Source organism: Hyphobacterium sp., assembly GCF_043584775.1.
Lineage (GTDB): Bacteria > Pseudomonadota > Alphaproteobacteria > Caulobacterales > Maricaulaceae > Hyphobacterium.
Genome location: NZ_CP121327.1, coordinates 2,904,112 through 2,919,450 on the forward strand (window position 1 = coordinate 2,904,112; position 15,339 = coordinate 2,919,450).

The 15,339-nt window shown below is 59.0% G+C and carries 14 protein-coding genes; 8 read left to right on the forward strand and 6 right to left on the reverse strand.

Annotated elements, in window-relative coordinates; translation table 11 throughout:
* The first annotated feature begins 71 nt into the window (after window positions 1–71).
* The gene (locus P0D52_RS14475) at window positions 72–1,520 is read left to right on the forward strand and encodes a TrkH family potassium uptake protein (protein WP_394693356.1); all 1,449 of its coding nucleotides are present in this window, start codon (window positions 72–74) and stop codon (window positions 1,518–1,520) included.
* On the opposite strand, the gene P0D52_RS14480 is transcribed toward P0D52_RS14475, so the two are convergent.
* On the reverse strand, window positions 1,521–2,420 hold the full coding sequence (locus P0D52_RS14480) for a nuclear transport factor 2 family protein (RefSeq protein WP_394693357.1): 900 nt from the start codon (window positions 2,418–2,420) through the stop codon (window positions 1,521–1,523).
* Between the two features lie 180 nt (window positions 2,421–2,600).
* On the opposite strand from P0D52_RS14480, the gene rbfA reads away from it, so the two are divergent.
* The 7 genes from rbfA (at window position 2,601) to P0D52_RS14515 (ending at window position 11,156) form a co-directional block, all read left to right on the forward strand.
* Window positions 2,601–3,026, forward strand: coding sequence for a 30S ribosome-binding factor RbfA (gene rbfA / locus P0D52_RS14485; RefSeq protein WP_394693358.1), 426 nt, complete (start codon window positions 2,601–2,603; stop codon window positions 3,024–3,026).
* Window positions 3,026–3,982, forward strand: a complete 957-nt coding sequence (gene truB, locus P0D52_RS14490; protein WP_394693359.1) for a tRNA pseudouridine(55) synthase TruB — start codon at window positions 3,026–3,028, stop codon at window positions 3,980–3,982. The genes rbfA and truB overlap by 1 nt, the downstream gene beginning before the upstream one ends.
* Window positions 3,983–4,014: 32 nt before the next feature.
* Window positions 4,015–4,284 carry a 30S ribosomal protein S15 gene (gene rpsO, locus P0D52_RS14495; protein WP_394693360.1) on the forward strand — a complete coding sequence of 90 codons (270 nt, stop codon included), beginning with the start codon at window positions 4,015–4,017 and terminating at the stop codon, window positions 4,282–4,284.
* 41 nt (window positions 4,285–4,325) lie between these two features.
* On the forward strand, window positions 4,326–6,461 hold the full coding sequence (pnp, locus tag P0D52_RS14500; RefSeq protein ID WP_394693361.1) for a polyribonucleotide nucleotidyltransferase: 2,136 nt from the start codon (window positions 4,326–4,328) through the stop codon (window positions 6,459–6,461).
* Between the two features lie 63 nt (window positions 6,462–6,524).
* Window positions 6,525–7,355 (forward strand): helix-turn-helix transcriptional regulator, encoded by an 831-nt coding sequence (locus P0D52_RS14505; RefSeq protein WP_394693362.1) that lies wholly within the window; start codon window positions 6,525–6,527, stop codon window positions 7,353–7,355.
* A gap of 72 nt (window positions 7,356–7,427) precedes the next feature.
* Entirely contained in the window at window positions 7,428–8,618 is a 1,191-nt protein-coding gene (locus P0D52_RS14510; RefSeq protein WP_394693363.1) for an alpha/beta hydrolase-fold protein, read from the forward strand.
* 78 nt (window positions 8,619–8,696) lie between these two features.
* On the forward strand, window positions 8,697–11,156 hold the full coding sequence (locus tag P0D52_RS14515; RefSeq protein ID WP_394693364.1) for a S9 family peptidase: 2,460 nt from the start codon (window positions 8,697–8,699) through the stop codon (window positions 11,154–11,156).
* 76 nt (window positions 11,157–11,232) lie between these two features.
* On the opposite strand, the gene P0D52_RS14520 is transcribed toward P0D52_RS14515, so the two are convergent.
* The 5 genes from P0D52_RS14520 to P0D52_RS14540 all read right to left on the reverse strand — a co-directional run bounded on the left by P0D52_RS14520 (window position 11,233) and on the right by P0D52_RS14540 (window position 15,210).
* A complete protein-coding gene (locus P0D52_RS14520; protein WP_394693365.1) occupies window positions 11,233–12,051 on the reverse strand; it encodes an enoyl-ACP reductase in 819 nt (272 codons plus the stop codon).
* Between the two features lie 24 nt (window positions 12,052–12,075).
* Window positions 12,076–12,816 (reverse strand): hypothetical protein, encoded by a 741-nt coding sequence (locus tag P0D52_RS14525; protein WP_394693366.1) that lies wholly within the window; start codon window positions 12,814–12,816, stop codon window positions 12,076–12,078.
* The gene (gene fabB / locus P0D52_RS14530) at window positions 12,813–14,027 is read right to left on the reverse strand and encodes a beta-ketoacyl-ACP synthase I (protein ID WP_394693367.1); all 1,215 of its coding nucleotides are present in this window, start codon (window positions 14,025–14,027) and stop codon (window positions 12,813–12,815) included. Before fabB ends, P0D52_RS14525 begins: the two co-directional genes overlap by 4 nt.
* Window positions 14,028–14,051: 24 nt before the next feature.
* The gene (gene fabA, locus P0D52_RS14535; protein WP_394693368.1) at window positions 14,052–14,579 is read right to left on the reverse strand and encodes a 3-hydroxyacyl-[acyl-carrier-protein] dehydratase FabA; all 528 of its coding nucleotides are present in this window, start codon (window positions 14,577–14,579) and stop codon (window positions 14,052–14,054) included.
* A gap of 73 nt (window positions 14,580–14,652) precedes the next feature.
* On the reverse strand, window positions 14,653–15,210 hold the full coding sequence (locus tag P0D52_RS14540) for an SH3 domain-containing protein (protein WP_394693369.1): 558 nt from the start codon (window positions 15,208–15,210) through the stop codon (window positions 14,653–14,655).
* Window positions 15,211–15,339 lie beyond the last annotated feature (129 nt).

Here is a 15,339-nt window from a genome sequence, read left to right on the forward strand (position 1 = left end):
AAAGCCCCGCGAAAGCGGGGTTTTTTTTAGACCGGGGTGGCACCGATGAATTCGAATCCTGAGGACTGATAGTGCGCAAGTATCAGATCGTCTTCCTGATCCTTGGCTCGCTATGCATCGGGATTGCGGGGCTCGCCGGCCTTTCTGCGATTTTATCTGCCTATATTTTTGAGGACGGCGTTGCGCCCGCTTTCCTGGAAGCTGTTTTTGTGTCCGGTTTTCTGGGCGGCACCTTGATCTTGTTCGGGCAGGATGCCCGGCCGGAAATCGATTATCGCGGCGCGGTTGCGCTCACCGCCGGCGCCTGGATTGGCATCCCGCTTCTCGCCGCCATTCCATTCACTGCCTCAGCGGTCGGTCTGTCCTGGACGGATGCCCTTTTTGAATCCTATTCGGGAATTACGACGACCGGATCGACAGTCATGACCGGGCTGGACGAAACGGCACCGTCGATTCTCCTTTGGCGGGCTCTGCTGCAGTGGATTGGCGGAATAGGTATTATCGGTCTCTCAATCGCCATTCTGCCTTTCCTCAGGGTTGGCGGGATGCAGCTTTTCCAGATGGAATCCTCAAAGCCGACAGCAGATCAGGTTATCGCCCGTCCCGGACATCTCGCCGGCATAATTGCGGCGCTATACATCGGCCTGACCGCTCTCTGCCTGTTCGGGTATGCCGCGACGGGCATGTCGGGTTTCGAAGCGCTGACCCATGCCATGACCACAGTCTCGACTGGTGGTTATTCGACGCACGATTCCTCAATGGGCGGGTTTTCGGCGGGGGCACAATGGGTGGCCATCATCTTCATGCTGTCGGGGGCCGTGCCATTTCTTGCCTATGTACGGGTTTTCAGCCGGGCCGATGGCCGGCGCGGAATTGATGAAGAGGTCAGCGGATTTCTGATGATTGTCGCGTTGTTCACGGGATTGCTCGTGTTTGCGCAGCACGGTATGGACTCCGCCCCGATGGAACAATTGCGGCTGGCGCTGTTTTCGACGGTCTCGATCATCACGACGACGGGCTATGCGGCGGGCGACTATCAGCTATGGGGCCCGCTGGCGCTCTCAAGCGTCTTTATCCTGACATTTCTCGGGGGGTGTGCGGGATCGACATCGGGCGGGTTCAAGACCTTCCGCTTGCAGATCGCACTCAAGGCCGTACGCCGGGCGCTCAATCAGGCTTCCATGCCGAACGCCATTGCCACCGAGCAACATGCCGGGCGGACGCTGAAAGATTCCGATGTGGCGTCAGTGGTGTTGTTCGGCGGATTATATGTCGGGACTTTCGCCGTGGGGGCTGTCTTGCTGGCGGCGATGGGTCTGGATTTCGAAACCGCGATTACAGCCTCTGCCACAGCTCTGGCGAATGTCGGACCGGGACTGGGCGATATCATCGGACCGGCAGGGCATTTTCTGACCCTGCCGGATCCGGCGAAATGGCTTTTGTGTGCGGTGATGCTTATGGGACGGCTCGAGCTGGTAGTGATTCTGCTTCTTTTCACGCCCCGATTCTGGATGCGCTAGCTATTCTGCCGGGACGAGACCCTGCTCCGCGCCCTCATAATCAGCAAAGTCGTATTGCTCGACCACAAGTCCATCCCGCATGTGGATGACCGTCGTTTGAGGCGCTGACCATTGGAAAACCATGCCGTCCTGCTGAACCGGGTAGGTCGCATTCACACGGCCCATGAAAACATAGCGATTATTGCTCTCAAACACCGTGTCCCATTCGAAATTGAGCCCGATCGGATTATTCTGCGCGGCAAACTCGCGAAGCGCCGTCATGATCTCGTCGCGGCCATGATGCAGCAGGCCGGTTTCGCCCTGTCCTGTGGCTGTCGGATCCGAGAAGATTACCGCCTCATCCATGAAACCCGCCATGGCTTCGAAATCTGCAGCGGAATAGGCCGCCATATAGGCATTGATGATGCTGTTTTCCGTCAACGGCTCCGCCTCGGCGCTCAGTGACCGGGCACCGTCGAAATCCGTATAGTCCCGATGCTCTGCCACCCATCCGTCGCGGACCGTGACGATCGTGATGATCGGAAAATTATAGCTGACCGGGTTGTCCGGATCGCCATAGGTGACATCGACGGAGCCATCGAAAATCACGCGGCCGGGAGATTCATAGGTGCGATCAATATGGTATTCGGCATGTGTGACGCCCCAGGCGCCGACTCCGGCCAGTATGGCATCTGCGCCTTGCCAGTTGATCGGATCGCCGAAATTTTCGCGGCCCAGAGAAGTCGGATCGATAAAGACCGACTCGTCTGTCAGCAGGGCGCGCATGGCACTGAAATCCTGTGCCTGATAGGCGTCCAGCCAGGCCTCTGCTGTCTGGCGTGCCGGGGTTTGCTCCTGGGCCAGCGCGGAGGTCCAAAAGCCTCCCAGACAGAATAATAGTGCAGAAAATAGAGTTTTCATGAAACGTGCTCCTTTGAGCCCGGTTCTAGTCTGAGATTTGTACACGCCCCAATCACAAAATCGCGAATATACTGGCAATTACGTAAAGCTTGCGTTGGTGGGCCTGAAGCGTTAGACCGCGCGCCCTTCTACATAACGAATGCGCCGGTTCGATCCCGGTCCTTCGAGAACGAGGTTTCCATGTCCCGCCACGGATCGCCCCAAACGGGCGCCAAAATGCCGTCCCAACGCCAACTTCGCGCCGGCGAGCTGATCCGCCACGCTCTGGTCGATATCCTCCAGCGCAAGGAATTGCGTGATAGTGATCTCGCGGGTGTCGATATCACAATTACCGAGGTCCGGGCGTCGCCCGACCTGAAGAATGCGCGGGTCTATGTCGCGCCGCTGGCTCAGGGCGACAAGGAGAAGGTCGCCAAGGCCATGAATCGCTGTGCCAGCTTTCTGCGCGGACAGCTGGGCCGTGAAATCGAAATGAAGAACACGCCCGAGCTCCGGTTCGTCGCTGATGACCGTTTTGATCAGGCGAGCCGCATTGACGATTTGCTCGCAAGCCCGTCTGTCAAGCGCGACCTTGATCCGGGTTTGGCCGATGAGGGTGATGACTGATGGGGCGTCGCAAGAAGGGGCAGGATATTCATGGCTGGGTCTTGCTCGACAAACCCCTGAATATGACGTCCACCCAGGCGGTTTCAGCGGTACGCCGCCTGTTCGACGCCAAGAAGGCCGGTCATGCCGGCACGCTGGATCCGCTCGCAACCGGCATGCTGCCCATCGCACTGGGCGAGGCCACGAAAACCGTCCCCCTCGCGCAGGATGCGGGCAAGACCTACCGCTTCACCATTCGCTGGGGTGTGTCTACCGATACGCTGGATGCCGAGGGCTCCGAAATCGCAACGTCCGATGTGCGGCCGGATGCCGCCGCCATTCGCGACGCCTTGTCGGACTTCGTAGGTGATATCGAACAGATTCCGCCAAAATACTCGGCCATCAAGATTGATGGCGAGCGGGCCTATGATCTTGCCCGGGCCGGAGAGGAGATCGAGCTTGCGGCGCGCCCTGTCCGTATTGACAGACTGGACCTTGTCGACACGCCGTCGCCTGACGAAGCCGTGTTTGAAATGGATTGCGGCAAGGGCACTTATGTGCGCGCCATCGCCCGGGATCTGTCTGCCAAACTCGGGACAGAAGGGCATATTTCCGCATTGCGCCGCACAGCGGTAGGCGTGTTTGAAGAGTCTGCTGCCATATCGCTGGACGAATTGGCAGATTTAGCCCATAAGGGCCGCGCTTTTGAGGGGCTTGCCCCGGTTGAGACCGCGCTGGACGACATCCCGGCACTGGCCGTAACCGAGGAGGAGGCTTCTCATTTGAGGCAAGGGCGGTCCATCGTCCTGCTCCCGCGTATCGCGCAGGAGCTCCGTGCCCAAAGGCGTCCTCGTGATCTTTCCGGAAAAGACGGGTCTCGAATGGCGGTGGCGATGCATGGCGAGATGGCGGTCGCTCTCGGAGACGCACAGGCGGGAAAATTCGTTCCGTCACGGGTCTTCAACCACAGCATCTAGAGCCCCAGAAGCGGGCAAGAAAGGAAAGTCCGATGTCGGTAACGCAAGAGCGCAAGAGTGCGCTTATCTCCGAAAATGCTCAAACCAAGGGCGATACAGGTTCTCCGGAAGTCCAGGTGGCTATCCTGACCGAACGGATCGTCAATCTGACCGAGCATTTCAAAACCCACAAAAAGGATAATCACTCCCGTCGTGGTCTGTTGAAGATGGTATCCCAGCGCCGACGGCTGCTGGACTATCTCAAAGGCAAGGATGAGGCACGCTATCAGGCTTTGATCAAGAAGCTGGGCCTCCGCCGCTAAACGCTGGTTGAGACGACGAACGGGACGAAAGCACGCACGAGATGTTTGAGATACACAAAGAAACAATTGAATGGGGCGGCCGTGAGCTGACCCTCGAGACCGGCAAGGTCGCCCGCCAGGCGGACGGCGCTGTCATGGTCACCTATGGTGAGACAACCGTTCTGGCGACCGCTGTCGGCGTCAAGAACGTCAAGCCGGGAGCCGACTTCTTCCCGCTGACTGTCAACTATCAGGAAAAATACTTCGCCGCCGGGAAAATTCCGGGCGGCTTTTTCAAGCGCGAGGGCCGGCCGACCGAAAAGGAAACGCTGACCTCCCGCCTGATCGACCGTCCGATCCGTCCGCTTTTCCCCAAAGGCTTCAAGAATGAAGTCCAGGTGATGCTGACGGTTTTGTCGCACGATATGGAAAATGACCCGGACATTGTCGGTCTGGTCGGCGCATCCGCCGCGCTCTGCATTTCCGGCCTGCCCTTCATGGGCCCGATCGGTGCGGCCCGCGTGGGTTATATCGATGGCGAGTATGTTCTGAACCCGCTCTGTGACGAGATTGCAGACAGCGCGCTGGATCTGGTTGTCGCCGGAACCGGCGATGCCGTGATGATGGTGGAATCAGAGGCCAAGGAGCTTTCTGAAGACGTCATGCTCGGCGCAGTCATGTTCGGACACGAGGCTTTCCAGCCCGTGATCGAAGCGATCATTCGCCTGGCCGAGAAATCCGCCAAGGAGCCGTGGGATTTCCAGCCGGAAGACCATTCCGAGCTGGAAGCACAAGTTCGCAAGCTGGTCGAGAAAGATCTGGCCGCTGCCTATACCATCACCGACAAGACAGAGCGCTATGCGGCTGTTGGTGTGGCCAAGGACAAGGCCAAGGAAGCCCTGGGTCAAAGCGAAGACAATCCGGATGGTGTTCCGGGCAATGTGCTGGCTGACGTCCTGAAAAGCGTTGAATCCTCGATTGTTCGCGGCGGTATCATCAAGACCGGCAAGCGGATTGATGGTCGTGCACTCGACGAAGTCCGGACCATTGTTGCCGAGGCTGGCATCCTGCCGCGCACGCACGGTTCTGCCCTTTTCACCCGTGGTGAAACGCAGGGTCTGGTCGTGGCAACGCTCGGTACGGGCGAGGACGAGCAGTTCATCGACGCTTTGACGGGAACCTATAAGGAGCGCTTCATGCTCCACTATAACTTCCCGCCCTACTCGGTGGGTGAAACCAGCTTCCGTCTGGCTCCGGGCCGCCGCGAAATCGGCCACGGCAAGCTGGCCTGGCGTGCCGTGAATGCGGTCCTGCCATCGGCTGAAGACTTCCCTTACACGATCCGTCTGGTCTCCGAGATCACCGAGTCGAACGGCTCGTCCTCGATGGCAACCGTCTGTGGTGCCTCGCTGGCGATGATGGATGCCGGTGTGCCGATTACGCGCCCCGTCTCCGGCATTGCAATGGGTCTGATCAAGGATCCGGATGGCGTGGCTGTCCTGTCCGACATTCTCGGCGATGAAGACCATCTCGGTGATATGGACTTCAAGGTTGCCGGTACGTCTGAAGGCGTGACGTCGCTGCAGATGGACATCAAGATTGCCGGCATTGACGAAGGCATCATGAAAACCGCTCTGGAGCAGGCCAAAGGCGGCCGCATGCACATCCTCGAGCGGATGAATGATGCGCTCGGCACGGCTCGCGAGGAAGTTGGCGAATATGCTCCGCGCATTGAAACCATCACCATTCCGACCGACAAGATCCGTGATGTGATCGGTACGGGCGGCAAGGTGATCCGCGAGATCGTCGAAGTCACCGGTGCCAAGGTCGACGTCAATGATGACGGCGTGATCAAGGTCTCGTCGCCGGATGGCAAATCCATCCGCGCGGCTCTGGACTGGATCAACGGTCTGACCGCCGAGCCGGAAGTGGGCAAGATCTACAAAGGCAAAGTGGTCAAGGTCGTCGATTTCGGCGCCTTCGTGAACTTCTTCGGCCCGAAAGACGGCCTGGTTCACGTCTCACAAATGAAGAATGAGCGCGTCGCGCATCCCAAAGACGTCGTTGCCGAAGGTGATGAAGTCTATGTGAAGCTGATGGGCTTTGATGACCGCGGCAAGGTTCGCCTGTCGATGAAAGTCGTCGATCAGGAAACCGGCAAGGACATCAAGGAAGACGAAAGCGACGAAGAGGAATAGCTCTTTCTCGCAATCGTCTAATCTGATTGAATTGGCCCGGATGTGAATCCGGGCCAATTTTTTATGCACGCTATCAATTTTGACACAGCCGGATTGCTCACGGCCCGCCCGTTCAATGGGCCCGGATGGAGCGTGGAATGGCAAAAGTCATCCGGCTGTTCGCTGCAGCTGAAGCGGCGGCGCTGGCATGTCCTGTCCTTTTATCCTGAGGCTCCGGTCCGGTTATCCCGCGCCACACGTCACGGAAAGGAAGACTTTGAAGCCGCTTCTGGCTCGTTCGGCCTCTATCCGGCGCGAACGGCAGAAACCGTTCAGTGGAGAAGCCCAAAGGTTGACGCTCTGCACATTCACATATCGCCGGACCGTCTGGGGCAGATAGATCCTGGCCGCAGAGGTGTCCAGCGTCTGCCATGCTTCCATGATGCTGCTTTATTGAGACTTGCCGGAGGTCTCTACGAGGTGATGCGCGCCGCGAAGCCTGATCCCGCCAATCCGGACCGGATCATGGACGCGATTATCGAGAGGCTCGCGCTCACCTATTCATCGACGCACATCCAATCCACACCCAGAATCGGCAAGGCCAAGCTGGATGATCTTCTCGACCGGATGTATGGCCCTGAAGCTGTCGAGACCGACGTTGACATGCTCGCCCGCGCTGCCGGTGTCAGCCGCAGCTATCTGTTCAGGGCTTTTCAGGCGAAGGCCGGCATCACGCCGCACGCTCTGTTACTGCGCAGCCGGCTCGAATTTGCGAAAGGTGGAATCCAGGCCGGTCTCCGGCTGGCTGATATCGCATTGGACAGCGGGTTTTCCGACCAGAGTCATTTCACCAACGCTTTCTGCCGCCAAATCGGGCTGGCCCCCGGACAGTTCGCTGAATGGTTCGGGGCCTGAGGCGGTTCACTATTCTTCAAGATCGTATCCAGAAACCGCGATAGGCGGAGCATCTCATTCCGGAGCTGTTCCATGCGATCTTTTATTATGCTGTGTCTGTTTCTCCTGTTGGTCGTGCCGGATGCTGGCGCTACCCCGCTCAATGATGATGAACGGCGGGAGAATCTGCAGATCGTCTCTGATGTGCTCGGTGAAACGCGTCAGATCATCGTGCATCTGCCAGATGACTATCAGGACAATCCGGACAGACGCTATTCCGTCCTTTACCTGACCGATGCGGAATGGCAGTTCGATCTTATTGCTGCAACGCTGGACTACCACGCGGAGTGGGGCCGCATTCCGCGCCATATTGTCGTTGGGCTTTTCAATCCCGAGCGCAATGCCGACCTGGTTCCGGTGGCCGACCCCGGATATCCGGGGTCGGGCGATGGCGATGCCTATCTGCGGCACGTTTCCGAAGACGTGTTGCCGCTGATCGACGAACGATACCGTACCAATGATATCCGAATTCTTTTCGGTCATTCCTTTGGCGGCGTAATGGTGCTCAACCAGCTTCTCACCGACTCCGAAGTGTTTGATGGATATATCGCGCTCGGGGCCAGTACATGGGTCTCGGACCGGGTGCTTTTTGACCGCCTTCAAACCGCTGATTTAGATTTTGGGGGTGCCGCCCTGTACACTGCCGTTGGAGAAACAGATGGCGGCGCCACCGTACCGGACGGTGAGTTGTTTGCAGAACGCCTGGCAGCCATGGAGCCGCAAAGCCTTGACTGGGTGTTCGAAATCCGGCCCGGAGAAAATCATTTCACGAATGTGCCAGAGGGCCTGCATCGGGCGATATCATTTCTCTATCCTTTCGCACATCAGGAGACGGAGTTGGTCGAGCGGGCGCGCCAAGGTGGTGCTGACGCCGTTCGTGCCTGGTTTGCTCAGGAAGAAAGCCGCCTCGATTGGCGTTTTCATCCGCAAACAATGGAGCTCAGCCTCGCCGGCTTCACGCTGGGTTCGGAGGGTGAAGTCGGTGCCGCGATGACTGTATTCGACGAATTACAGCGGCGGTTTCCCGAGAATGTTGAAGTGGTCGCGATCCGTGCCAACACGCTGGGCGCTGCCCGGCAGTATGCCGCTGCGATAACAGAGATTGACCGGGCTATAGAGATGGCAGAGGAATCCGGTCACCCGGCCAGCCGGGTCGCGGCCTTCCGGGCTTTTCGAGGGCGCCTGGTCAGCCGGATGGAAGCCCCGGCAGAAGACAGAAACTGAGCCGGATTCCGGCAGGACAGCTGGACCTGTTCGCTTCGCCCCCTATGATTGATCCAATTGATCATCGGGAGATATGAAGTGATCCGCCAGATTCTCGCCCTTGCCGGTTGCGCCGGCCTCATCTCGTCAGCAGCTTTGGCACAGGACGATGCCTATCGCCTGCCGCCGCAGGAGATTGTCGATATCGTTGATGCGCCGTCCTCTCCGTGGACGACCTTCTCGCCGGATCGCCGGCATCTGCTTCTGATCCATCGCGAAAGCCTGCCGCCGGTTGCCGAGCTGGCCCGCCCGATGGAACGTCTTGCTGGCTTGCGTCTGGATGCAGCCACCAATGGCCGGCATGGACCCCGGACGGCGACGGGCCTGTCGGTGATTGATGTGACGACCGGCGAAGAACGCGCGATTGACATGCCGGACGATGTCGGACTGTCGAATTTCGACTGGTCGCCGGACGGGCGATATGCGGCCTTTGTTGTCACGCAGGGCAGTACGTTGTCGCTCTGGGTTGCGGATGTTGAACGTGCCCGCGCCCGCGAAGTGATTTCCGAAGGCGTGAATGCCGTCTTTGATCCGATCAGCTGGATGCCGGACAGCCAGACGCTGCTGGTCAATACGGTTCCGGAGAATCGCGGACCGATGCCGCAGCGCCCCCTCGTCCCGGCGGGTCCCGTCATTCAGGAGGCCGGGGGATATGAAGCCCCGGTCCGGACCTATCAGGACCTTCTGACCGACAGCCATGATGCGGCGCTTTTCGCCTGGATGGCGACGACCCAGCTTGTGATGGTGGATGCCCGCCGCGGGCGTCCGCAGCCCGTCGGCGATCCGGACCTGATCTATTCTGCGGACCCCGCCCCCGGCGGCGAGATGATCCTGATCGGCGCCATGCAGCAGCCCTTCTCCTATGATGTGAACTGGGCAAGCTTTGCGGACCGGACCTATGTCATCGATCTTGATGGCAATGAGGTCGCGGAAATTGCGCGCCAGCCCATTGCCGACAATGTGCCGATTGGCGGCGTGATTACCGGACGGCGCAGTGTTGGCTGGCAGGCCTCCCACCCGGCGCGGGTTATCTGGTCACAGGCGCTGGATGGCGGTGATCCGCGTGTGGAGGCCGATGAACGGGACAGCGTCTGGGCGCTGAATGCCCCGTTTGACGGCGAACCGACGGAAATTGCGCGCTTTGAAGATCGCTATTACGGCACCCAGTTTACCTCGGAAGGCCAGACCGGCATTGCCGTTGAGTATGACCGGGATACACGGATTATCCGGCGCTGGGTGATTGATTTTGCTGAAGATGGCGCTGAGCCGCGTCTGGCCGAAGAACGCAATTTACAAGATTCTTATGCCGATCCGGGCTCGCCCGAGACAGTTCGCAATGAATTCGGGCGTTCGGTCGCGGCGATCGAGGGCGGGTATCTTTATTATACCGGCACCGGCGCAACACCGGAGGGTAATCGGCCCTTCCTGAACCGGGTGAGTTTCGAGACGTTCGAAACGGAAGAACTATGGCGCAATAGCGGTGAAAATTACGAGCGGGTCATCGGCCTGATCGAGGCGGACGGGTCGGTCTTCCTGTCTTCCTATGAGGATCCGGAAGCCCCGCCCAATGTGCGCCTTCATGGCGAGGGTGAGCCGCTCTTCATCACAGACTTTGCAAACCCGCATCCACAGCTCAACGAGATTTCGCGCGAGCTGATCACCTATGAACGTGCCGATGGCGTGCCCTTGTCGGCCACGCTCTACCTGCCTGCCGATTACGAGGAAGGCGAAACGCTGCCCTTGCTGATCTGGGCCTATCCGCTGGAATACAATAATGCGGAAACGGCCGGTCAGGTGCGCGGTTCACCCTATGAATTCTCGCGCGTCGCCGGGACCAGTCCGCGCTTCATGGTGACGCAGGGCTATGCGCTGCTGGAGAATGCGACCATGCCCGTGGTTGGTGATGATCCGGAAACGGTGAATGACACTTTCATCGAGCAGCTCGTTCTGTCCGCCGAGGCGGCGATTGATGAATCCGTGCGCCGGGGATTTGGCGATGGTGAGCGCGTGGCGATTGCCGGGCATTCCTATGGGGCTTTCATGACGGCGCACCTTCTGGCGGCCAGTGATCTGTTCCGGACGGGCATTGCGCGTTCGGGCGCTTACAACCGCACACTGACGCCGTTCGGCTTCCAGTCAGAGCGGCGTACCTTCTGGGCCGCGCCGGAGACCTATTTCGAGCTATCCCCCTTCATGCATGCGGACGATATCAACGAGCCGATCCTGTTGATCCACGGCCAGATGGACAATAATTCCGGCACATATCCCATGCAGTCGGAACGCATGTTTGCGGCGGTCAAAGGCAATGCCGGAACAGCCCGCCTCGTCATGCTGCCCTATGAAAGCCATGGTTATCGCGGGCGCGAGAGCGTGCTGCACGTCCTGGCCGAGAGCATAGACTGGCTCAACACCTGGGTCTTGCCGGAAGAAGATCCTACGGACCGCGGCATCACGGAAGATGAAACTCCAGCGCCGGAAAGTGATGGTGCAGGCCGGTAATAAGTTGGAATAGCCCAAAGAAAAGCCCCGCCGGAGTAATCCGGCGGGGCTTTTTCAATTTACAATACGGGCTGGTTTAATCGTCATCGTCCGTTGAGGGCACGGCCACGGCGTGGAAGCCGGCATCGACGTGCAGGGTCTCGCCCGTGCAGGAATGGCCAAGATCGCTGAGAAGGTAGAGCGCGGCGCCAGCGACGCCTTCCATGCGCGTATCTTCCTTCATCATCGACCATTCCCGGCCCGTGCGCATCAGCGCCTTGCCCCCGGAAATGCCGGCCATGGCCAGAGTGCGCATGGGACCGGCCGAAAGGGCATTGACGCGAATGCCGGACGGGCCCAGATCGCGGGCCATATAGCGGGTCGAGGCTTCCAGCGCGGCCTTCGCGACGCCCATGACATTATAGGAAGGAACGACACGTTCTGATCCCAGATAGGTCAGCGTCACCATGGAACCGCCATCGGTCATCAGGCGTGAGGCGCGCTTGCCGGCATCCACAAAGGAAAAGGCCGAGATTTCCATCGCCCGGCGCCAACCATCGCGGGTGGTGTTTTCGGTGAAGGAGCCCACGAGCTCGTCCTTGCCGGCGAAGGCGATGGCGTGGACCAGAAAATCCATCTTGCCCCATTTTTTCTCAATGGCCGCAAAACACGCATCCATGGAGGCATCGTCCGTCACATCGGCGGACAGCATGAAGGACTCCTGCCCCAGGCTTTCCACCAATGGGCGCACACGCTTTTCCAGCGCTTCGCCCTGATAGGAGAAGGCCAGCTCTGCGCCCTGCGCTGCGAGCTGCTGGGCAATGCCCCAGGCAATGGAATTCTTGTTGGCGACGCCCATGATGAGGCCGCGCTTGCCCTTCATCAGGTCGCCCTTGGGGAAAATCGTATCAGTCATGGAAAGTCCTTCCGGGGTTTGGGCTCAGCCATATTTGGCGAGGCCCTCCGCTACTGAAAGGCGCGGCGCGCGCCAGATATCCTGACCTAAGGCCGTGGCCTCCATCGGGTCAATATTGAATATGTCAAACGCGGACGGAGCAGTAGCGTCCAGATTGGTGATGATGATATCCAGTGTGCAGGCCTGCTCTTCGGCGATGAACCAGTGAATGTTGTCGTCAGGGTCTCCGATTGATGCCAATGATCCGGCCGTCACGACTTCGTCTATCGTCGGGCGGATCAAAAGCGCATCGGCTTCCACTCCGATCCGGTCGTATTGTCGGAGGTGAAACCGGCCCTGCAAAGTCAGGTGAGCCGATATCATATTGCTGTGGCCATGAGGGATGATAGCTCTGCCGCGTCCGATGGAGAAGAATTTCGGGAAAAATGCCAACCGATCACCATTCTCGAGTTGCAGGCGAACCGGGGCGGTTGCGACGCCACGCTCGGCGGTGCCTGCAGAGTTCAGCAGATGGTCAAATTCGATAGCCTGCCGGACATCGTTCGGATCAAGGCTTGAAAAAACGTGATCAAGGCTTTCACGCCAGTTGGCAATTGAAATGCTGCCATTGAGGACGTCGCTTGAGAAATGATCGACTTGTGAGATGGCCCTATCGAATGCCTGTCCTGCGGATGTGTCGAATGCCCTGGCCTGACGTGCTGCCAGACCCGCAAGTAACGTCGCGCCGGCTAATGTCAGAAGATTGCGCCGATCAATCAACGTCACACCTTGGACACAACCACCGTGCCATTCGTGCCGCCAAAGCCGAAGGAATTGGACATGGCAGTCTTGATCTGGGCGTCACGGGTTTCGGTGATGATGGGCAGGTTCAGAGCGGCAATGTCCGGATCCATGTCAAAGACATTGATCGACGGGGCTACGAAGTTATCGCGCATCATCAGGAGCGTATAAACGAGCTCGTGTGCACCGGCGGCGCCGAGCGAGTGACCGGTCATGGATTTGGTGGCCGAGATCATGGGGGCGTTGTCGCCGAACACGGTCTTGACCGCTTTCATCTCGGTGATGTCGCCAACCGGCGTCGCGGTGGCGTGCGGGTTGAGATAGTCGATGTTCGATCCCGCCGTCTCCATGGCAAGCTTCATGGAACGCACAGCGCCTTCGCCTGAGGGGGCGACCATGTCATAACCATCGGATGTGGCTCCATAGCCGGTGATTTCCGCGATAATCGGAGCACCACGTTTCTTGGCGCGCTCATATTCTTCCAGAACCACAACCCCGGCGCCGGCCCCGCCGACAAAACCGTCGCGATCCTTGTCGAAGGCGCGCGAAGCGTGTTGCGGCGTGTCGTTATACTTCGTCGACATTGCGCCCATGGCATCAAACAGGTTGGAGAGTGCCCAGTGGATTTCCTCACAGCCGCCGGCAAACATCACATCCTGCTTGCCCCACTGGATCTGTTCTGCGGCTGCGCCGACGCAATGCAGAGAGGTCGTGCAGGCCGAAGTAATGGAATAATTGACGCCGAGAATCTTGAACGGTGTCGCCAGAGTGGCCGAGGCCGTCGAGCTCATTGCTTTGGGCACGGCAAATGGCCCGATGCGGCGAGGCCCCTTGTCGCGCGTGATATCGGCGGCATTCACGATCGTTCCGGCCGAAGGTCCGCCAGATCCCATGATGATACCGGTGCGCGGATTGGAGATATCGTCTTCACCGATGCCGGCTGCCGCTATGGCTTGTTCCATCGCCATATAGCACCAGCCTGCGCCTTCGCTCATGAAGCGATAGACGCGTTTGTCGACATGCTCCGCCGGATCGATTGCCGGTTTGGCGCCGACCTGGCATTTGAAATTATGGTCGGCAAATTCCTGCATGAAGCCGATGCCGCTCTTGCCCGCTTTCAGCGAGGCTGCGACTTCGTCGGCATTGTTTCCGATAGGCGAAATCACGCCCAGCCCGGTGATCACAACACGGCGCATTGATGAACTCCTGTTATTCGGGGCTCAGCCCTGACGGGCGAGATCTTCCGGTTTGAAGAGGCCGACCTTGAGATCCTTGGCCTTGTAGATTTCCTTACCGTCAGCGAAGAGGCGTGCATCGGCAACGCCGAGGACCAGTCCGCGCTTCACGATTTTCTTCATGTCGATCTGGTACCGAACAAGCTTCACATCCGGCGTTACCTGTCCGACGAATTTCACTTCGCCGCAGCCAATGGCCCGGCCCTTGCCCGGGTTTCCGGCCCAGACGAGGAAAAACCCGACCATTTGCCACATGGCATCCAGCCCGAGGCAGCCCGGCATGACCGGATCGCCCTTGAAGTGGCATTCGAAGAACCATTTGTCGTCGGTGATGTCGAGCTCGGCGATGATCTGGCCCTTGCCGTATTCGCCACCCTCTTCGGATATGTGGGTGATGCGGTCCATCATGAGCATGGGCGGTGCCGGCAATTGTCCATTGCCCGGTCCGAAGAGTTCTCCGCTGGCTGAACGCAGGAGGTCTTCGTAAGAAAGCGCGTTGAGGCGTTCTGTCATATTCGATCCCGATCGGTGACGGTCCGCTTTATGAATTGGAGCGGAGGATCAAGCCGTCAGATATCCACCGCTTTCAGTGATCAGCGGTATCATGCGGCGACGGGGCACTCAAGGCGGCGAGGCTGTCTGTGGCAGCGTCGCTCAACCCCAGATCGGAAGGCATCAGCCCCCAGACGGCATCCGCCCGTGCCCAGCCATGATGCCCTTGCGCTTCAAGGCGGCACCAGCCGTCTGCGCAGCGTTCCAGATCCAGTATGGCCCCGGCTTCGGCAATCGCCTCTATATTGGCGTCATTATCGGGGCGAATACGCAATTCAGTTTCTTCGGGAATAAAGACGGTGCGGCGGCCAGAAAGCAGGGAGTGGTGCATCCAGGTGACTTCGCCGCCCGGGTCTTCCACGCGGCGCCAGCCGGGCGCTTCCGCCGTTACCCGCAGCGGCAGACCCTCGCGCACATAACGCCAGATGATCTGATGATCCTGGCTGGGCCCTTCCCGTCCGTATGCCACGCTGACCTTCAACGAGACAAAGCGCGGCACCGGATATCCCGAAGGCGTGTCGGCCTCCTGCGCCAAAGCTTGCCCTGACATCGTCAGGACGCAGATCATAAGGGCGAGGCGCAAAAAAATCATGTGCCATCAATGACGCAAAGGCCCTGAAGGATCGGTAAATTTCTTACTGTCACAGGCGGCGGCAATACAGCCCACGGGATCGTGATTGGAGCGGCGTCTGAAAGTTTGGGAAAAGGACGCTTCCGGCTG

Bases quoted from the DNA above. Each gene is read 5' to 3' on its own strand.
- P0D52_RS14480 (WP_394693357.1), bottom strand. From the start codon at position 2,420: ATGAAAACTCTATTTTCTGCACTATTATTCTGTCTGGGAGGCTTTTGG.
- rbfA (WP_394693358.1), top strand. From the start codon at position 2,601: ATGTCCCGCCACGGATCGCCCCAAACGGGCGCCAAAATGCCGTCCCAA.
- truB (WP_394693359.1), top strand. From the start codon at position 3,026: ATGGGGCGTCGCAAGAAGGGGCAGGATATTCATGGCTGGGTCTTGCTC.
- rpsO (WP_394693360.1), top strand. From the start codon at position 4,015: ATGTCGGTAACGCAAGAGCGCAAGAGTGCGCTTATCTCCGAAAATGCT.
- pnp (WP_394693361.1), top strand. From the start codon at position 4,326: ATGTTTGAGATACACAAAGAAACAATTGAATGGGGCGGCCGTGAGCTG.
- P0D52_RS14505 (WP_394693362.1), top strand. From the start codon at position 6,525: ATGCACGCTATCAATTTTGACACAGCCGGATTGCTCACGGCCCGCCCG.
- P0D52_RS14510 (WP_394693363.1), top strand. From the start codon at position 7,428: ATGCGATCTTTTATTATGCTGTGTCTGTTTCTCCTGTTGGTCGTGCCG.
- P0D52_RS14520 (WP_394693365.1), bottom strand. From the start codon at position 12,051: ATGACTGATACGATTTTCCCCAAGGGCGACCTGATGAAGGGCAAGCGC.
- fabB (WP_394693367.1), bottom strand. From the start codon at position 14,027: ATGCGCCGTGTTGTGATCACCGGGCTGGGCGTGATTTCGCCTATCGGA.
- fabA (WP_394693368.1), bottom strand. From the start codon at position 14,579: ATGACAGAACGCCTCAACGCGCTTTCTTACGAAGACCTCCTGCGTTCA.
- P0D52_RS14540 (WP_394693369.1), bottom strand. From the start codon at position 15,210: ATGATTTTTTTGCGCCTCGCCCTTATGATCTGCGTCCTGACGATGTCA.